Consider the following 15,944-nt stretch of genomic DNA (forward strand, 5'->3'; position numbering starts at 1 on the left):
GCTATCTGTCGGGTAGCGACCTCAGGCAGGCATTTCCAGATCGTGCCCGCCGACGGCAGGCAGCGCCGGGTCGTCCACCGCCGCGGCGATGACGCTGTCGATGAGGCCGGGGAAGCGGGCGTCGAGGTCGGCGCGGCGCAGCGTGATCATGCGGTTGGTGCCGACCACTTCGGCGCGAGTGACGCCGGCCTCGCGCAATTTGGCCAGGTGATAGCTGAGGTTGGTCTTGGAGGCGAGGTCGAGAAACTGGCTGCAGTTCAGCGGCACGCCTTCCTTGCTGGCGAGATAACGCACGATGGCGAGCCGCGTCGGGTCTCCGAGCACGCCGAGCACGATGGGCAGGCTGATCTGGTCCGTATTGGGGTGGGGTAGCGTCATGGCTGGAACCTAAGCACAGTTCGGGCCGATTTCAACGCGTCGATCCTGCTCGGCCCTATCAACCGTTTCTCCTTTTCACGACGGTCCTGACACAGGGCTGTCAGCATGGTTCAGCTATTTTGCCCTGGCTTCATTGACATTATGGCCCGCTATGTCCAATTGTTCAATAACTTTTGAACTAAGGACATATCGCCATGGACAAGCGGATCTTCTGGCTTGCGCTCGGGTCGTTCGCGATCTCGACCGAGGGCTTCGTCATCTCCAGCCTTCTGCCCGACATCGCCAGGGATGCCGGCATCTCCGTGCCGCTCGCCGGTTCGCTCATCACCGCCTTCGCGCTCGCCTATGCGATCGGCACGCCAGTTCTGGCGACGCTGACGGGCGAATGGGACCGGCGCCGCGTCATCCTGTGGACGCTGGTGTTCTTCGTCATCGGCAATGTCGTCGCCGCCCTCAGTTCCTCCTTCGAAGTGCTGCTTGTCGCACGCATCATCATGGCGCTGTCGTCGGGCCTGTTCGCGGCGACCGCGCAAGGCACGGCCGTGGCGCTGGTCGATGACCATCACCGGGCCCGCGCCATCGCCGTCGTCGTCGGCGGCACCACGGTGGCCGTCGCCGTCGGCGCGCCCCTTGGCGCGCTGGTCGCGGCCATCGCCGGCTGGCGCGGCACTTTCTACGCCATTGCCGGCCTTGGCGCGCTTTCAGGCGCCATTCTCTGGTGGAGGCTGCCGCGCGGCATCATCGGCACCAGGCTGCCGCTGAAGCGCCGGCTGGCGGCGGCCATGCGTCCCGGCGTGATGCCGATCCTGGTGACGACGGCGCTTGCGCTCATCGGTGCGTTCACCGTGTTCAGCTTCATCGCGCCACTGGCCATCGAAGGCGCCGGGCTGTCGCCGATCGCGCTGCCGGGCATGCTGCTCGCCTTTGGCGCCGGCGCCGTCATCGGCAACATCGCCGGTGGCCAGGCCGCCGACCGTTTCGGCGCGACGCGCACCGTCGGCTGGTCGCTGGCGCTGAGTGCCGCCATGCTGGTCACCTTCTCGCTGATCCCGTCCTTCCTGCCGCATCATCTCGCGGGACCGGCGCTTATGGGCATGATGGTGCCGTGGGGCATCGTCGGCTGGGCCTTCCCGCCGGCGCAAGCCAGCCGCATCATCAAGCTCGCGCCCGACGCGGCCCCGATCGTGCTGTCGCTCAACGCGTCCGCGCTCTATCTCGGCGTCGCGCTCGGCGCGGTGGTCGGCGGGGCGGTGCTGCGCTACGGCGCGCCGGCCGATCTCGGCCTGATCGCGGCTGCCTTCCCGGTCATCGGGCTCGGCATCGTGCTGGCGGGAAGGGCATTTGCCCGGCCCGTCGCCATGCCGGCGGAGTAGACCGGCCAGGACTTCCATTTTTTGCGCGGCCGCTGCTTCACCTCGAAGGAGCGGCCGCCGGCATTTCGAGGTCCAGCGCCGCCACCCCGTCGAGTGTGGCGCGCAGTTTCGCGGCCTGCTCCGTGCCGATCCTCGCCTCGAACTGCTGCTGGGCGACGCTCCACAGCTTGATTGCCTCGTCGAGCTTGGCCTGGCCGACCGGCGTCAGGCGCACGCGTTTGACCCGACGGTCGTCCTTGTCCGGGAAGGTTTCGACATAGCCGTCGCGAACCAGCGGCTTCAGCGTGTGGCCGAGTGCCGATAGATCCATGATCAGCGCCTCGGCAATGGCTCCCATGGCCGGTTCGCCGCTGACGCTGATCTGAAAGAGCAGGCCGAACTGCGTGCCCTTCAGTCCAGAAGGCGCCAGCGCTTCATCGTAGAAGCGCCCGAGCCGGCGCGCGGTGCGCCGCAAGGTGGCATTGTTGCACCGGCTGAATCCGGGCTGCTGAAGATCGGTCATGTCAACTCCTCGCCGGCGAAGAATGCGCCAGCCTGCCGCAGAAATAGTTTTCGCCGCCGCCGTTGACAAGATAGTGGCATATACCTACTTCGCAGAAAGTGGCATATGCCACTAATTGCAATTCGAATGAGGCCTGGCTTCCGACATCGAAGCCGAATGACAGCGAAGAAAAGGAACACGACAATGAGCAAGAACGAGAACAAGGGAACGGCCGTGATAACAGGCGCGTCCTCGGGCATCGGCGCGGTTTATGCCGACCGGCTGGCGGGGCAGGGCTATGACCTGGTGCTGGTGGCCCGCCGCGCCGACCGGCTCGGCGAACTGGCCGAGAAGCTGCGCTACGCCTACGGCCGCAAGGTCGGCGTGATCGCGGCTGATCTGTCCGACGACGACGATGTGCGCCGTGTCGAAAAGGCGATAGCGGCCGACGGGAGCGTGACGCTGCTGGTCAACAATGCCGGCCTCGGCGGCCAGATGGTGGTGGCAACCGCCGATGCCGATGCCGTCGAGCGCATGATCAAGGTCAATGTCATCGCGTTGACCCGGCTGACGCGCGCCGTATTGCCGGGGCTCCTGGCGCGCAACCGTGGCGCCATCGTCAACATCGCCTCGGTTGCCGCCTATGGCATCGCCGTCGGCGGCATCTACAGCGGCACCAAGGCCTATGTCGTCAACTTCACCGAAGCCGTGCAGAAGGAAGTCGCCGGCACAGCGGTGAGGGCGCAGGTTGTGCTGCCGGGGCCGATCCGCACCGAGTTCTGGGAGCTTTCGGGCGCAGACATCGATTCCCTCAACCAGGATTGGGTGATGACCGTTGACGATCTGGTCGACGCCTCGCTCGCCGGCCTTGCCCAGGGTGAGACCGTCACCGCGCCGGGCCTCGCCGATCCGGCCAAGCTCGATGCCTATCTCGGCGCCAGGGACAGTTTCTATGTCAGTCTGATCGGCGGCAAGCCGGCGGCGCGCTACGCGGCGTGAGCCTAGACGATGGCGGCCGGCCGTCAGGCCGACCGCCACATCGGAATGATCGAGGCGGCGAGGACGAGCGCCAGCACGATGTTGAGCGCGCGCCATTGCCACTCGGTTTTCAACAGCCGCGCCAGGATCATGCCCGCGACGCCAGATGGGCCGGGACAGACTACCAGGATTTAAGCTGCATGTTCCTCTCGCGGATGGCTTCTTCGGTTTGCGGAACAAGCATGTCCAGGTGTTCCACGGCGTCCGCCTGCACGCCTTCGATATAGGGGCGGAACGCCTGATTGTACTCCTGGAACGCCCGTTCGAAATTTCCGCCATGTTTCTCGAACGCATCGGCCAGCGCGGCCGCGCCGATTATGGCCAGCGATCCGCCCATGCCGGCAGCCGGCGAGGCGCAGTAGGCGGCGTCGCCGACGAGTGCCACCCGGCCTTTCGTCCATGACGGCATTTTGATCTGGCATACCTTGTCGAAGTAGAATGTCCCGGACTGGTCCACTTCGGTCAGCAACTCCGGTACCCGCCAGCCCTGTCCGGCGAACCGCTCGGCGATGATTTCCCGCTGCTGCCGCTCGTCGCGATAATTATAGGGAATCTCGCTTTCGGAGGAAAAGCACAGAACGATGTCGGTCTTGTTGTTGTAGGCGTTGAGCATCACGGCTTTGCCGGGGATATTGTACATTTGCGTGGTATTTTCCTCGATCAACAGCTTGTCGACGATCGTTATGGAAAAATACTGCCCGAGAAAATGCGTGTATGCGGCTTCGTCACCGAACTGGAGTTTTCGCACACGGGAGTGATTGCCGTCACAGCCGAATATCAACGCAAATGAACGCTGGGCGCCATTCCTGAAGGAAACCGCGACATCGCGCGCCGTTTCAGTCAGGGCTTCGATGCCATTGTCGAAAACGAACTCCACATCGTCCTTCACACAATCGAACATGATATCCAGAAGCGTGTCGCGCTCGATCTCCCAGTCGTCGTCAGGTCCGCCGCTGTTGGCCTCGCGAAGGATCTGTCCCTGCGTGACATCATCGGCGTTTTTGAACTCCATTCCTCGCATGTTCAAACAGTTGGCCTCAATCCGCTCCAGCAGGCCCATGCGCTCGACGATCCCGATGACGTCGGCCCCGATGTTGACGGGTGTGCCGCCCTTCTTGAGGCCTTTCGATATCTCGACAACCGTTACCCGGTAGCCGAGCCTGTTCATCCAATATGCAGTTGCCAACCCGGCGAAACTGGCTCCGGAAATGAGAACATTCCTGTTCGGCACGGCATCCGTCGCGGCAACATCGGCTTGCGTTTTCATAGGCTCCATCCGATCATGTACGTAAGATATTTATATATCGAATCTTAACTTGTACTGAGTACATTTATGGAGCCTTGCTGGTTTGTCAATGCCGACTGATCGCCGGACCCGGAAGCGCCTCGTGACGCGGCAGGCGATTTCCGACGCGGCCACGCTGCTGTTTATTGAACGGGGCTTCGACAATGTGACGGTGGACGAGATCGCGGAGGCCGCCGACGTCGGGCGGATGACGGTGTTCAATCACTTCCCGCGCAAGGAAGACATGTTCTTCGATCGCGAAGAAGAAGGCCGCGAGAAGTTTCTCGACGCCTTGCGCCAGCGCGCCGCAAATGTCGCGCCGATCGAAGCGATACGCCAGCTCGCTCACCGGGCCGCCACGGAGGACCCCGTTTACATAAGCTTCTTTCCAGGAAGCCGGAATTTCGTGGAGACAGTCGAGAAAAGCCCGACCCTCATCGCGCGGGCCAGGGCCATACGCGACGAGACGGCACAATTGGTGGCGGTGGCGCTCGCCGAAAGCGTGGGCAGAGAACCAACCGATCCCGACGCGTATCTGGCGGCCAATCTGGTCCTGGCGACATGGACCGTTGCTTTCATCCAGGCGCATCGGGTCTATCGGCAGAGCAAGGATGCCGGGAAGGCGAGATCCACTTTTCTCGCGCTTGTAGACCAGGGAACCAGGGGTATCGAAGCTGCCACCGCAGGGACGCCCTACGTCCAGGCAGGCTTGCCCCAGAGCGGCTCACGAAAGCCGTAAGCCGCTCCTTGTCGCAATTCCAGGGGATGTCGGGTCCCGTTACTTCCAGTTCCTGCGCCGCTCGAGTTCGGCTTGGGAGGGCTCTTCCTGCGCGAACGAACCGACCTTGATCTCACCGCCGCGCTCATAGGTCGCCATGATGACGCCGGTGCTGGATGTCTGCGACCCGACGAGCTTGAAGGCGCCGGGCATCGCGTCATCCCCGAACAACCGCTTGCCCTTGCCCAGCAGCAGCGGAAAGATCATCAGCCGGATTTCGTCGATCAGCCCGTTGGCGAGCAAGGTCTGGATCAGTTCGCCCGAGCCCTGGATGAGCAGGTCAGGCCCATCCTCATGCTTGAGGCGGCGCAACGCGGCGACAACATCGGATCCAAGCGACTGCGTGTTCTCCCAGGCCAGGGTTTCCGGCCGGTGCGTCGCCACATATTTGGTCGCCGGATTGAAGACATCGGCGATCGGATCTTTCTGATAAGGCCAGTACGCGGCGAAGATGTCATAGGTTCTGCGGCCAAGCAGCAGGTCGAACGGTTTGGAGAACATTTCCTCCATGGCCGCGCCCGCCACCTCGTCGAAGTAATGGAAGGTCCAGCCGCCGAACTCGAAGCCGCCCACCGGATCCTCTTCCGGCCCGCCCGGCGCCTGCATGACGCCGTCGAGGCTGACGAAGGTCGCGGCGATGATCTTTCTCATTCTACTCTCCCTTGTTCCATCCACGCCGTCGCGGCCGGACTGTAATCAAAGGACGTGCGGCCCGCGCTGTTCCCGACAGGGGGACAAGATTTTGGCCAAACCTACCGGCGGAGGCGTCAGGTAGCGGGTTTGGCAACGAGATCTTCCGACGAGAACCAGACGTCGGCGAAGATGGCGGTGGCGGTGCGGTCCGGCGCCCTGTCCTCGACCAACCAGATCGAACGGCTGCGCATGGCTTCCTCCCGGGTCGGGATCTTCGCCGCGAGATCCGCGACCGAGGCGCCGAAGCATGGGATGAACCAGGAGCGCATGAAGGGATCGCAGGCAAAGCCCCGATCTGTGCGCGTCACCAGCATCGCCAGCGGCACGCGCTCCGACGGGCGCCACGGGAAGATCATGCGGCCGCCCGGGCGCAGGGCCTTCAGCCAGCCGGCTGGAGGGGCGACGACGCCGGCATTGACGTAGACGATGTCGGAGGGCGGCAGGGGCGTGGCTACGGCATCGCCATGGACGACGGTCGCATTGCCATAGACCTCGAGATTTTGTCGCGCCAGATCGGCCAGCCTGCCGTCGAACTCGAAGGCGGTGACGGCGCCGCCAGGCGAGACAAGCCTGGCCAGCAAGGCGGTGTAATAGCCGGTGCCGGCGCCGATATGCGTAACGGCCTCACCCGGGGCGGGTGCGAGCTTGCCGATCCATGTGGCATGCAGGAAGGGCTCGCCATTGTTGATGCCCTTGTCGGCATCCAGCGCCACCAGCACGTTCTGGTAGATGTGAGCCGGATCGGCGCTCGGCGTCGTGATCTTGCCGCTGCCGGCGATGACCGTCCATGGTCCCGGACCGAGGAAGGCTTCGCGCGGCACGCTGGCGAACACCTCTTCCAGGCGCCGGTCCGGCGAGGCGGCGTTGGCCGCCATCAGCCGCGCGTAGAAGGTCCTGATATCTTCGATCTTGCTCATGATATCTGGCAAGATAGCGCAATCTGGTGGTTTGTCCCGGATCAAGCGGAACGTCAGCCAACCCCGAACATGGTGTCGTAGAGCAGCTTGAAATTGAGCACCAGAATGATGGCGGCGACCACCCAGGCCAATGCCGCAACGCCGCGCGGGATGGCGAGATTGCCCATCTTCTTCTTGTCGGACACGAATTGCACCAGCGGGATGACCGCGAAGGGCAGTTGCATGGACAACACCACCTGGCTGAACACCAGCAATTGGCCGGTGCCCTTCTCGCCATAGAGGGCGGTGACGACCACCACGGGGATGATGGCGAGGCCCCGCGTCAGCAGCCGCCGTGCCCAGTTGGGGATGCGCAGCCGCAGGAAACCTTCCATGACGATCTGGCCGGCAAGCGTCGCCGTCACCGTCGAGTTCAGGCCGGAGGCGAGCAGCGCCACGGCAAACAGGATCGAGGCGATGCTCAAGCCCAGCAGCGGCGACAGGAGCTTGAAGGCCTGGTCGATCTCGGCGACGTCCTGGTGACCGGTGTCGTGGAAGGCGACGGCCGCGACGATCAGGATGGCGGCGTTGACGAACAGCGCCAGCATCAGGGCGATGGTGGAGTCCGTCGTCGCCCATTTGATGGCATCGCGTTTTCCCGCGTCGGTGCGCTCATAGGCGCGGGTCTGCACGATCGAGGAATGCAGGTAGAGATTATGCGGCATGACCGTGGCGCCGATGATGCCGATGGCGATGTAGAGCATCGCCGGGTTGGTGACGATTTCGGAGGACGGCACGAACATCGAATGCAGGATCGTGCCTGCCGGCGGGGCGGCAACGAAGATCTGGATGGCAAAGCAGCTGAAGATGATGATCAAAAGCGCGATGACGAAGGCTTCGAGATAGCGGAACCCCTTGTTCATCAGGAGCAGCACGAGGAAAGCGTCGAGTGCGGTGAGCATGGCGCCGCCGATCAGCGGAATGCCGAACAGGAGCTGCAGCGCGATCGCCGTGCCGATCACCTCGGCGAGATCACAGGCGATGATGGCGAGTTCGCAGGCGAGCCACAGCACGAAATTGACCGGGCGCGGATAATAGGCGCGGCAGGCCTGGGCGAGATCGCGGCCGGTGGCGATGCCGAGCCGGGCGGCCAGCGCCTGCAAAAGGATCGCCATCAGGTTCGACAGCATGATGATGAAAAGCAGCGTGTAGCCGAACTGGGCGCCGCCGGCGAGGTCGGTCGCCCAGTTGCCCGGGTCCATATAGCCGACCGAGACCATGTAGCCCGGACCCATGAAGGCGAACAGCCGGCGGAACCAGACGCCCGAGGTCGGCACCGCGATGGTGGAATTGACTTCGCGCAGGCTGGGCTGGTCGTCCTCGTCCCTCCTGGCGAACCGCCATGAGGATCGAGGGGCTGTAGCTTCGGCTTCTGACATGGAAAGGCTTTCCGAGACTTCCGAGGATGATCATAAGCTACGCCATGGCTCAACATTATGCAATAGGCTATATTTCATTGTCGGTGCTTTTTGCTGGCGGCGAAAGCGTGCATGGCCGGAGACGTCGGTTGCGCCTCTCGCGGAATGCAAATAAACGGCCTGAAGAATCAGAGCCCGTGCTATAAAAAGCAGTGACGGCCAAACTCGCGAGGAGGTGTGCGCATTGGCGCTGAAGAACAGACCGGTCCCGCGTGAACCGCTGCTTGATGCCGATGTCCATTCGGAAGGGTTCCGGCAGCAGCGCCAGGCGCGCCGCAGCGCGCTGGTCGAGGATTATGTCGAGCTGATCGCCGATTTGATCGAGGACGGCAACGAGGCGCGCCAGGTCGACATCGCCGCACGTCTCGGCGTCGCCCAGCCGACGGTGGCCAAGATGCTGACGCGTCTGTGCTCAGACGGGCTGGTATCGCGAAAACCCTATCGCGGCGTGTTCCTGACCGAGGCCGGCCGCAAGGTCGCGGAGGAAAGCCGCGTCCGCCACCAGACGGTGGAAGCGTTCCTGCGCTCGCTCGGCGTCAGCGCCGAGACGGCGCGCATCGACGCGGAGGGCATCGAGCACCATGTCAGCGCCGAGACGCTGGACGCGTTCCGCAAGGCGATGACGGCGCGCTGAACAGCGTCTTGCAGGCTTCGAACAGGCCGGCCGCCGGAACCGCCTGATATCATGCACGTTGCTTCCCATCGCGCGATTGCCGCGCATCAAGGGAGCAAGCAATGGGCGTCGAACAGGCACCAACCGCAAAAGGCAAGCAGGCAGCCAAGGGATTGAAACAGGCGGCCGCCCGGGACGAGCGCAAGACCGAAGCCGAGACCGGGCATCCGCTGAAGAAGGGCGCTGCCCGTTTCGAGGAGCGTTCGAAAAGCTCCGACGGCAAGAGTGCGGGCGCCAAGCAGAAAGGCTAGGCGTCGCCCGTCGGGCCTAGCGGTTGCTGTAGGCCAGTGCCGTCTGCTCGGGCGTCGTCACCGTGCCTGTCGTCAGCGATGACACCAGCAGCTCACGGCTGCGGTGGCCGGGCACGAGCCGCACGACCTTGTAGCCCTTGGCTTTGAGGTCGGCGAGCAGTTGCGGCAGCATCTGTGCGGTGCGCGGGTGGATGTCGTGCATCAGGATGATGCCCGAGCCGCGCTGCTCGATGCGGGCCATGGTGCGCTTGCGCACCTGGTCCGGGCTCGACGGGAAGTAGTCCTTGGAATCGATGTCGGCGTCGATGACAACGATGCCGCGCGCGGCGAGTTCCCGCCGCAACGTCGCGGTCGAGGCGAGATAGGGGAAGCGGAAGAAGGGCGCGACGCCGTGCATGGACGGCACCAGCGCGGCCGAGACGCTTTTGATGCCGCCGTCGATCTGCGCCTGCGCGCCCGCAGCACTCATATGCGCGAGATTGGCATGGCTCTGCGTATGAGTGCCGATCGTGTGGCCGTGCGCGGCGACCTCGCGCACCAGGGCAGGGTAGGAGCGGGCCATCTGGCCGACTATCATGAAGGTCGCCTTGACGCCGGCATTGTCGAGTACTTTCAGGATGTTTTCGGTGCGGCCAGGCATCGGGCCGTCGTCGAACGTCAGCACGACCTCATGGTTGCGCAGTCTCAAGTCGGCGATGCTGTTGACGGTGACGCTGCGGCCGGCGAGCCCGCTGAAGGAATGCGAGGAGAAGAAGCCGGTCGTGCCGGTTTCCTTCGGTTCCGCCGCATAGCCGAGCTTGGCCCCCTTGGCGTCCGTCGTCGGCTTTGTCGTCGTGCAGCCCGCGGCCAAGGCTCCCAACGCGACAATACCCAACAGCTGCGCCAGACGGCGCCCGGACACGAAAGCCATGGCGGAGAGATCCCTTTGAATCGCCTACGCTTTTAGTGCTGATATGGTTAATGAAGCTTTACTTTCGAGGCTCAATGGAGGACCTGTGACCCCGCATGGTCCGATGTCATTCGGTGTCCTGCTTCCAGCTTCGGGGGTGGCCGTCGACGCGGAACTGGAAGATGAAATAGGGCGGGATGCAGGTCCCTTCCCCTGGCTTGGCCTGGGGCAGGTCGTCATAGCCGGCGGTGCAGATATAGTCCTCGCGGCAGGGATGCGCCTTGTCGCAGGCGCGCAGGCCGGCGGTCTTGGTGAATTCCCGGGTGCAGAATTTGTGATCCTTGCCCGACGCGATGCAGTCGTTGAAACCGGTCTTGGCGAGGCGACCGCAGGTCGCTTCGTCGGGAAGCTTGTCGCAGGTGGCCTTGCGCAGCATGCCGCCCGGAAAACCGCCGGTCTTCTGTTCGGGATTGTCATAGCGCTGGCGCGCCGCGCCATAGCCGGCGAGCTTGACCACAGGCTTCTTGTCGCGCGCCGGATCGATGGCGCAAGCCTTGGCGGTGGCCGGCGACAGGCGGCAATACTGGTCCTTGCCCCATGCCGACATTTTGATCTCGCCGAACTCGACGGGGTCGCCGACTGCGGTGCCTTTCTCGCTGACGCAGGTGCCGAAGCCGGGATGGATGGCGCTCTCATGGACGCCGGCGCAGCGCAGGCCGGCGCCGCAGGTCCAGTCCTTGAAGCTCTCATCCTCACCGCGATAGCAGATCGAGCCCCAGCCATTGTAAAGGTCGGTGCCTTTCAGCGCTTCGGCGTATCTGGCATCCGGGCGGGCGGCGAAGCCCCTGGTGAAATCGGGATGACCGCCGGCGGCGAACTCCTCGACGATGGCGCGGCGGCGCGGCAGGTCGGCGAAGAAGACGGCCGAGCCCGGCACGAAGACGGCGTTGCGGCGCGGCTCGCTCGCCGGATCGGCGCCGGTGTAGTGGAAGCCGGCAATGCCATGCGTCTGGTGGCAGCCGGTGCAGCTCATCTCGTTGAGGCGCAGGTTGAAGCCGGCGACTGACTTGATGGTGGCGAGCGTGTTGCCCCTGGCGACATAGTCCTTCAGCGCCTTGTCGATGTCGGCGTCGTCGAGCAGCCCGTAGGCGATGTTGTTCTGCGAGCGGCTGAGGCCGCCGGGCGCGACGGAGACGGCGCTTTTGTCCAAGAACCGCTCGTCGATGACCAGCCGGCCGTGGTCGAGATCGTAGATGTTGCGGTCGGTGAGCAGCCACCGGGCGAAGGCGGGCTTGTCGGCCTGCACGATGGCGCGGTCGACCTGGTTCTCCATCCTGGCTTCATAAAAGCTCGACGTCGCCGGATCCCATTTGAAGATCTTCAGGAGGTATTCGGCATGGCCGCCGAAATCGCGCCGCGTCGAGGCCGACAGCCTGAGTACCTGCATGTTGAGTTCGAGCCGCATGATCTGCGAGGAATTGAGCATGGCGCCCGAGAGCGGACCTTGGTCGGAACGCAGCCAGGCGGCCAATTGCTCGGGAGGCAGGTCTTGTTTGCCGGCGGCCAGCCAGCGCTCGGCGATTTCGGCGCAGGAGGCATCGGTGGCGCTGGGCAGGTCTTTCGAGCCGCGAGCCTGTGCCTTCCCGGGCTTGGCGTTGAAGACCAGGCTCATGGTCAGCGGCAGGCGCGAGGAAATGCGCTGAGCCGCTTTGCCCTTGGCCGGCATTTCCTCGACCGAGTAGTGGAAGCGGTAGATCAGCCTGATCTCGCCGCATTCGGTGTGGCCGAGATAGCCCCGGTCCATGCGGTTGACGACGCCGGTCAGGTCGAGCGTCGAGCCGTCATCGTCGATGTATTTCGGGTTGAATTTCTGGCTGGTGTCGTTCGTTCTGGCCATGGCCGCGACATAGGGGTCGGGGCTGGTCTTCGGCTCGTCCGATATCTCGCGCTTGACGGTGTCGCGCACGCTGGCCAGCGCCGGCACCGAAAACAGGCCGCGATTGTCGACGTCGCGGGTGAGGCCGAGTGCGGGGCCGAGCAGGCGGCTGATCGACAGCCCGCCGCGCTCCAGCGCCTGCAAGGTGGCGGGATCGGTGACGGCGACGCTGGAATCGAGTGTCACCGCGCCGGCGTCTGCCAGCCCAAGCCACAGCAACGCGGCCAGCAGCGACAGGAAATCCGCAATCGTCCTCAAGCCTCGAACCCCCTCCATCGCCGGCGATGCTACAGGCCTTGCGCGCTCGCGGCCAGTGCGCTGAAACGGCCTTGCCAGAGCCGGCGTGCCTGCGAAAAATGCTGTGACTTGGCGCAACCATTGCGATAATTGTTTGTTTGATTGGGCCGGCCCGCCGGAACAATAGGGAAGTTTGGGAGCGCGAGGAGTTGCCATGCTCTGGAGAGGCCGTCGTCAGAGTGACAATATCGAGGACGACCGCAGCGATGGCGGCGGCGGTGGCATCGGTGGCGGCGGTCAGTTCAGGCTTCCCATCGGTGGCCGTACCGGCGGTGGCGGCAGCATCTTCCTCGTCATCCTGGTGGTGCTGGCCGGCTGGTATTTCGGCTTCGATCCCTCAGCGATCCTGGGCGGCGGCGACGGCGGCCTGCTGCCGGGCGGCGGTGGCCAGATCACCGACAACAGCGGCGGTCAGGACAGTGGCGCAACGCCGGCCAATGACGAGATGAAGCAGTTCGTGGCGACCGTGCTCGCCGAGACGGAAGACACCTGGACCGGCATCTTCAAGTCGCAAGGCCTCACCTATGAGGACCCCAAGCTGGTGCTGTTTTCCGGCCAGGTTCGCTCCGCCTGCGGCTTTGCCTCGGCGGCCGCCGGACCATTCTATTGTCCTGGTGATCACAAGGTCTATCTCGACATGACCTTCTTCCAGCAGCTCGACCAGCAGTTCGGCGCTTCGGGCGAGTTTGCCCGCGCCTATGTCATCGCCCATGAGGTCGGCCACCACGTGCAGAACCTCACCGGCATCATGGGCAAGTTCAACCAGATGCGGCAAGGCATGAGCGAGGTCGAGGCCAACCAGATGTCGGTACGCATCGAGCTTCAGGCCGACTGCTTCGCCGGTGTCTGGGCGCACTACACGGCGCAGAAGGGCATATTGGAGCAGGGCGACATCGAAAGCGCGCTGAACGCCGCAAAGCAGATCGGCGACGACACGCTGCAGAAGAAGATGCAGGGCTATGTCGTGCCGGAAAGCTTCAACCACGGCACCTCGCAGCAACGCCAGACCTGGCTGGCACGCGGCTACAAGAGCGGCAAGCTTTCGGATTGCAACACGCTGAGCGGGCCGATCTGACGAGACTGTCTGGACGAATTTAAAAACAGTCTCGGCCCGCGTTTCCCGCAACGGAGCTGACGGCGAAGACGTCGTCAGGGAGTGTCAGGATCAAAGCATCCCTGCTGTTCCTGCATTGTTCCTTTTTGCGAGCTCGCCTATAAGGTGCGTCCGCCTGCCCTCAGGGCGGCTGGAGGAGCTTGACCCATCATGATCGACCCCAAGACCGCCAAGCGGGGCCTTGCGCTCGTTTTCACCACGCTGCTGCTCGACATTATCGGCTTCGGCATGATCATGCCGGTGCTGCCGGCCTTTCTCAGGGAATTGACCGGCGTCGGCATCTCGGAAGCGGCGATCGAGGGCGGCTGGCTGTTCTTCGTCTATGCGGCCATGCAGTTCTTTTTCGCCCCCATCATGGGCGGCTTGAGCGACCGGTTCGGGCGGCGGCCGATCCTGCTGGCCTCGGTGCTGACCTTCTCCATCGACAACCTCATCTGCGCCATCGCCTGGTCCTATCCGATGCTGTTCATCGGGCGCGTGCTGGCCGGCATTTCGGGCGCCAGCTATTCGACGACGTCGGCCTTCATCGCGGACATCTCGAATGACGAGAACCGGGCGAAGAATTTCGGCCTGCTCGGCATCGCCTTCGGCGTCGGCTTCGTCATCGGGCCGGTGCTGGGCGGCCTGCTCGGCACGTTCGGACCGCGCGTGCCGTTCTTTTTCGCCGCCGGGCTCGCCTTCGTGAACTTCCTCATCGCGATGTTCTTCCTGCCCGAAACGCTCGATGAGAAGCACCGCCGCCGCTTCGAGTGGAAGCGCGCCAATCCGGTCGGCACGCTGCTGCAGATGCGTCAGTATCAGGGCATCGGCTGGATCGGGCTCGTCTTCTTCCTGATGACGCTTGGCCACATGATGTACCCGGCCGTCTGGTCGTTCGTCTCCAACTACCGCTATGGCTGGAGCGAACAGCAGATCGGCTTCTCGCTCGGCGCCTTCGGCCTGTGCGGGGCCATCATCATGGGCACGGTGCTGCCGCGCGTCATCCCCAGGCTCGGCGAATGGAGAACGGCGGTCATCGGCCTGACCTTCACCGCCGCCAGCGCGTTCGGCTATGCCTTCGCCTCGCAAGGCTGGATGGTCTATGCGGTGATCGTCGTCGGGTGCCTGGAAGCGCTGGCCGATCCGCCGCTGAGAAGCCTCGCCGCCGCCAAGGTGCCGCCTTCGGCGCAAGGCGAATTGCAGGGCGCGATGACCTCGATCTTCTCGATCACCTCGATCATCACGCCGCTGCTCTACACCGCGATCTTTTCCTGGTTCACCGGGCCGAGCGCGCCGGTGACCTTCGGCGGCGCGCCCTATCTGGTCGGCGCCTGCTTCCTGGTGCTGGCGCTGATCGTCTTCGTCACCAAAGTGGCAAGGCCGTCGCCACTCGGCAGTCCCTCGTCCGGCATGGCCGAGGACGGAGCAAAGGCATGAGCCGCGACCACCGCATCGCGCTGACCCGGGACGGCGTGTCGCTGTCGCGCCTGGTCTTCGGCGCCTGGCGCCTGCTCGATAGTGGCGGCGTCCGCCCCGACGCCGACCAGGTCGCGCGGCTGATCGGCAGCGCCGTCGATCTCGGCCTGACCAGTTTCGATCATGCCGATATCTACGGGAATTACGAGGTGGAGGCTGCCTTCGGCGCCGGGCTGGCGCGCTGGAAGGGAAAGCGTGACGGCATCGAACTGATCTCGAAATGCGATATCATGCTGGCATCGGCCAACCGGCCGCAAAACCGGCTGAAGCACTATGACACCAGTGCCGCTCACATAGCCGCCTCGGTCGACCGATCTCTCGCCAACCTGCGCACCGACTATCTCGACCTGTTGCTGCTGCACCGGCCCGACCCGCTGATGGATGCCGACGAGACGGCGGCGGCACTGGCCGGGCTGGTCAAGTCAGGCAAGGTGAGGGCGGTCGGCGTGTCCAATTTCACGCCCTCGCAGTTCGACCTGCTGGCGTCGCGGCTGCCGTTTGCGCTTGCCACCAACCAGATCGAGATGTCGGTGCTCAGGACATCCGCGCTGACCGATGGCAGCCTCGACCATGCGCAGCGGCTTGGCTACGCGCCGATGGTCTGGTCGCCGCTCGGCGGCGGGGCGCTGTTCACCGGCAAGGAGCAGCGCGAGGCGCGCGTGCGCGCCGCATTGGCGACCGTCGCGGCCGAGACCGGTGCCGGCGATCTCGCCACCGTCGCCATTGCCTGGCTGTTGCGCCATCCGGCCCGGCTGGTGCCGGTTCTGGGGTCGATGAAGCCGGAACGGCTGGCGGCGATGGCCAAGGCGCTGGAGATCAGCCTCGACCGCCAGCAATGGTTCGCCATCCTGGAGGCGAGCGAAGGCCGGCCGGTGGCTTAAGACACCGATCCATTTCGATGCGGCTGACGGCTTCAAGGACGCCGCGCG

General features: G+C 64.3%; 16 protein-coding genes and 1 pseudogene. 8 read left to right on the forward strand and 9 right to left on the reverse strand.

The window, feature by feature from the left end; genetic code table 11:
• Nucleotides 1-21: 21 nt before the first annotated feature.
• Nucleotides 22-378 carry a helix-turn-helix transcriptional regulator gene (locus tag FJ967_RS31405; RefSeq protein ID WP_140736199.1) on the reverse strand — a complete coding sequence of 119 codons (357 nt, stop codon included), beginning with the start codon at nt 376-378 and terminating at the stop codon, nt 22-24.
• Between the two features lie 194 nt (nt 379-572).
• Here FJ967_RS31405 and FJ967_RS31410 point away from each other — a divergent pair, with 194 nt between their 5' ends.
• Nucleotides 573-1,751 carry an MFS transporter gene (locus FJ967_RS31410; protein WP_140736200.1) on the forward strand — a complete coding sequence of 393 codons (1,179 nt, stop codon included), beginning with the start codon at nt 573-575 and terminating at the stop codon, nt 1,749-1,751.
• A gap of 37 nt (nt 1,752-1,788) precedes the next feature.
• Here FJ967_RS31410 and FJ967_RS31415 read toward each other — a convergent pair whose 3' ends face one another.
• Nucleotides 1,789-2,253: a MarR family winged helix-turn-helix transcriptional regulator gene (locus FJ967_RS31415; RefSeq protein WP_140736201.1), complete on the reverse strand. Its 465-nt coding sequence runs from the start codon at nt 2,251-2,253 to the stop codon at nt 1,789-1,791.
• A 183-nt stretch (nt 2,254-2,436) separates the two neighbouring features.
• Between FJ967_RS31415 and FJ967_RS31420 the strand changes: the two genes are divergently transcribed.
• Nucleotides 2,437-3,231: an SDR family oxidoreductase gene (locus FJ967_RS31420; RefSeq protein ID WP_140736202.1), complete on the forward strand. Its 795-nt coding sequence runs from the start codon at nt 2,437-2,439 to the stop codon at nt 3,229-3,231.
• A 23-nt stretch (nt 3,232-3,254) separates the two neighbouring features.
• Here the strand turns inward: FJ967_RS31420 and FJ967_RS31425 are convergent.
• Nucleotides 3,255-3,371 (reverse strand): annotated as a pseudogene (locus FJ967_RS31425) (LysE family translocator); the annotation flags it as partial.
• Nucleotides 3,372-3,391: 20 nt separating this feature from the next.
• On the reverse strand, nt 3,392-4,537 hold the full coding sequence (locus tag FJ967_RS31430) for an FAD-dependent monooxygenase (protein WP_140736203.1): 1,146 nt from the start codon (nt 4,535-4,537) through the stop codon (nt 3,392-3,394).
• An 88-nt stretch (nt 4,538-4,625) separates the two neighbouring features.
• On the opposite strand from FJ967_RS31430, the gene FJ967_RS31435 reads away from it, so the two are divergent.
• Nucleotides 4,626-5,294 (forward strand): TetR/AcrR family transcriptional regulator, encoded by a 669-nt coding sequence (locus FJ967_RS31435; RefSeq protein WP_140736204.1) that lies wholly within the window; start codon nt 4,626-4,628, stop codon nt 5,292-5,294.
• Between the two features lie 39 nt (nt 5,295-5,333).
• On the opposite strand, the gene FJ967_RS31440 is transcribed toward FJ967_RS31435, so the two are convergent.
• The 3 genes from FJ967_RS31440 to FJ967_RS31450 form a co-directional block, all read right to left on the reverse strand.
• Nucleotides 5,334-5,984 (reverse strand): dihydrofolate reductase family protein, encoded by a 651-nt coding sequence (locus FJ967_RS31440; RefSeq protein WP_140736205.1) that lies wholly within the window; start codon nt 5,982-5,984, stop codon nt 5,334-5,336.
• A gap of 116 nt (nt 5,985-6,100) precedes the next feature.
• The gene (locus FJ967_RS31445; protein ID WP_181176214.1) at nt 6,101-6,943 is read right to left on the reverse strand and encodes a protein-L-isoaspartate O-methyltransferase; all 843 of its coding nucleotides are present in this window, start codon (nt 6,941-6,943) and stop codon (nt 6,101-6,103) included.
• 53 nt (nt 6,944-6,996) lie between these two features.
• Nucleotides 6,997-8,361 (reverse strand): Nramp family divalent metal transporter, encoded by a 1,365-nt coding sequence (locus FJ967_RS31450; RefSeq protein WP_140736206.1) that lies wholly within the window; start codon nt 8,359-8,361, stop codon nt 6,997-6,999.
• Nucleotides 8,362-8,584: 223 nt separating this feature from the next.
• Between FJ967_RS31450 and mntR the strand changes: the two genes are divergently transcribed.
• Together mntR and FJ967_RS31460 are read left to right on the forward strand one after the other, a co-directional pair.
• On the forward strand, nt 8,585-9,034 hold the full coding sequence (mntR, locus tag FJ967_RS31455; RefSeq protein WP_140736207.1) for a manganese-binding transcriptional regulator MntR: 450 nt from the start codon (nt 8,585-8,587) through the stop codon (nt 9,032-9,034).
• Nucleotides 9,035-9,135: 101 nt separating this feature from the next.
• Complete coding sequence (locus FJ967_RS31460; protein ID WP_140736208.1) at nt 9,136-9,324, forward strand: hypothetical protein; 189 nt, start codon at nt 9,136-9,138, stop codon at nt 9,322-9,324.
• A gap of 16 nt (nt 9,325-9,340) precedes the next feature.
• Here the strand turns inward: FJ967_RS31460 and FJ967_RS31465 are convergent, their stop codons facing one another.
• Both FJ967_RS31465 and FJ967_RS31470 read right to left on the reverse strand, forming a co-directional pair.
• Entirely contained in the window at nt 9,341-10,234 is an 894-nt protein-coding gene (locus tag FJ967_RS31465) for a polysaccharide deacetylase family protein (RefSeq protein ID WP_140736209.1), read from the reverse strand.
• 106 nt (nt 10,235-10,340) lie between these two features.
• Nucleotides 10,341-12,407, reverse strand: a complete 2,067-nt coding sequence (locus FJ967_RS31470; protein ID WP_246675455.1) for a hypothetical protein — start codon at nt 12,405-12,407, stop codon at nt 10,341-10,343.
• A 193-nt stretch (nt 12,408-12,600) separates the two neighbouring features.
• Between FJ967_RS31470 and FJ967_RS31475 the strand changes: the two genes are divergently transcribed.
• The 3 genes from FJ967_RS31475 (at nt 12,601) to FJ967_RS31485 (ending at nt 15,896) form a co-directional block, all read left to right on the forward strand.
• Nucleotides 12,601-13,521, forward strand: a complete 921-nt coding sequence (locus FJ967_RS31475) for a neutral zinc metallopeptidase (protein ID WP_140736211.1) — start codon at nt 12,601-12,603, stop codon at nt 13,519-13,521.
• 189 nt (nt 13,522-13,710) lie between these two features.
• Nucleotides 13,711-14,976 (forward strand): TCR/Tet family MFS transporter, encoded by a 1,266-nt coding sequence (locus FJ967_RS31480; RefSeq protein WP_140736212.1) that lies wholly within the window; start codon nt 13,711-13,713, stop codon nt 14,974-14,976.
• Nucleotides 14,973-15,896 carry an aldo/keto reductase family oxidoreductase gene (locus FJ967_RS31485; protein WP_140736213.1) on the forward strand — a complete coding sequence of 308 codons (924 nt, stop codon included), beginning with the start codon at nt 14,973-14,975 and terminating at the stop codon, nt 15,894-15,896. Before FJ967_RS31480 ends, FJ967_RS31485 begins: the two co-directional genes overlap by 4 nt.
• Nucleotides 15,897-15,944: the final 48 nt, after the last annotated feature.

Source organism: Mesorhizobium sp. B2-3-4, from assembly GCF_006442315.1.
Taxonomy (GTDB): domain Bacteria; phylum Pseudomonadota; class Alphaproteobacteria; order Rhizobiales; family Rhizobiaceae; genus Mesorhizobium.

What these genes read in the sequence shown, in the direction of transcription:
- FJ967_RS31405 (WP_140736199.1), bottom strand. Translation starts at nt 378, where the DNA reads ATGACGCTACCCCACCCCAATACGGACCAGATCAGCCTGCCCATCGTG.
- FJ967_RS31410 (WP_140736200.1), top strand. Translation starts at nt 573, where the DNA reads ATGGACAAGCGGATCTTCTGGCTTGCGCTCGGGTCGTTCGCGATCTCG.
- FJ967_RS31415 (WP_140736201.1), bottom strand. Translation starts at nt 2,253, where the DNA reads ATGACCGATCTTCAGCAGCCCGGATTCAGCCGGTGCAACAATGCCACC.
- FJ967_RS31420 (WP_140736202.1), top strand. Translation starts at nt 2,437, where the DNA reads ATGAGCAAGAACGAGAACAAGGGAACGGCCGTGATAACAGGCGCGTCC.
- FJ967_RS31430 (WP_140736203.1), bottom strand. Translation starts at nt 4,537, where the DNA reads ATGAAAACGCAAGCCGATGTTGCCGCGACGGATGCCGTGCCGAACAGG.
- FJ967_RS31435 (WP_140736204.1), top strand. Translation starts at nt 4,626, where the DNA reads ATGCCGACTGATCGCCGGACCCGGAAGCGCCTCGTGACGCGGCAGGCG.
- FJ967_RS31440 (WP_140736205.1), bottom strand. Translation starts at nt 5,984, where the DNA reads ATGAGAAAGATCATCGCCGCGACCTTCGTCAGCCTCGACGGCGTCATG.
- FJ967_RS31445 (WP_181176214.1), bottom strand. Translation starts at nt 6,943, where the DNA reads ATGAGCAAGATCGAAGATATCAGGACCTTCTACGCGCGGCTGATGGCG.
- FJ967_RS31450 (WP_140736206.1), bottom strand. Translation starts at nt 8,361, where the DNA reads ATGTCAGAAGCCGAAGCTACAGCCCCTCGATCCTCATGGCGGTTCGCC.
- FJ967_RS31460 (WP_140736208.1), top strand. Translation starts at nt 9,136, where the DNA reads ATGGGCGTCGAACAGGCACCAACCGCAAAAGGCAAGCAGGCAGCCAAG.
- FJ967_RS31465 (WP_140736209.1), bottom strand. Translation starts at nt 10,234, where the DNA reads ATGGCTTTCGTGTCCGGGCGCCGTCTGGCGCAGCTGTTGGGTATTGTC.
- FJ967_RS31475 (WP_140736211.1), top strand. Translation starts at nt 12,601, where the DNA reads ATGCTCTGGAGAGGCCGTCGTCAGAGTGACAATATCGAGGACGACCGC.
- FJ967_RS31480 (WP_140736212.1), top strand. Translation starts at nt 13,711, where the DNA reads ATGATCGACCCCAAGACCGCCAAGCGGGGCCTTGCGCTCGTTTTCACC.
- FJ967_RS31485 (WP_140736213.1), top strand. Translation starts at nt 14,973, where the DNA reads ATGAGCCGCGACCACCGCATCGCGCTGACCCGGGACGGCGTGTCGCTG.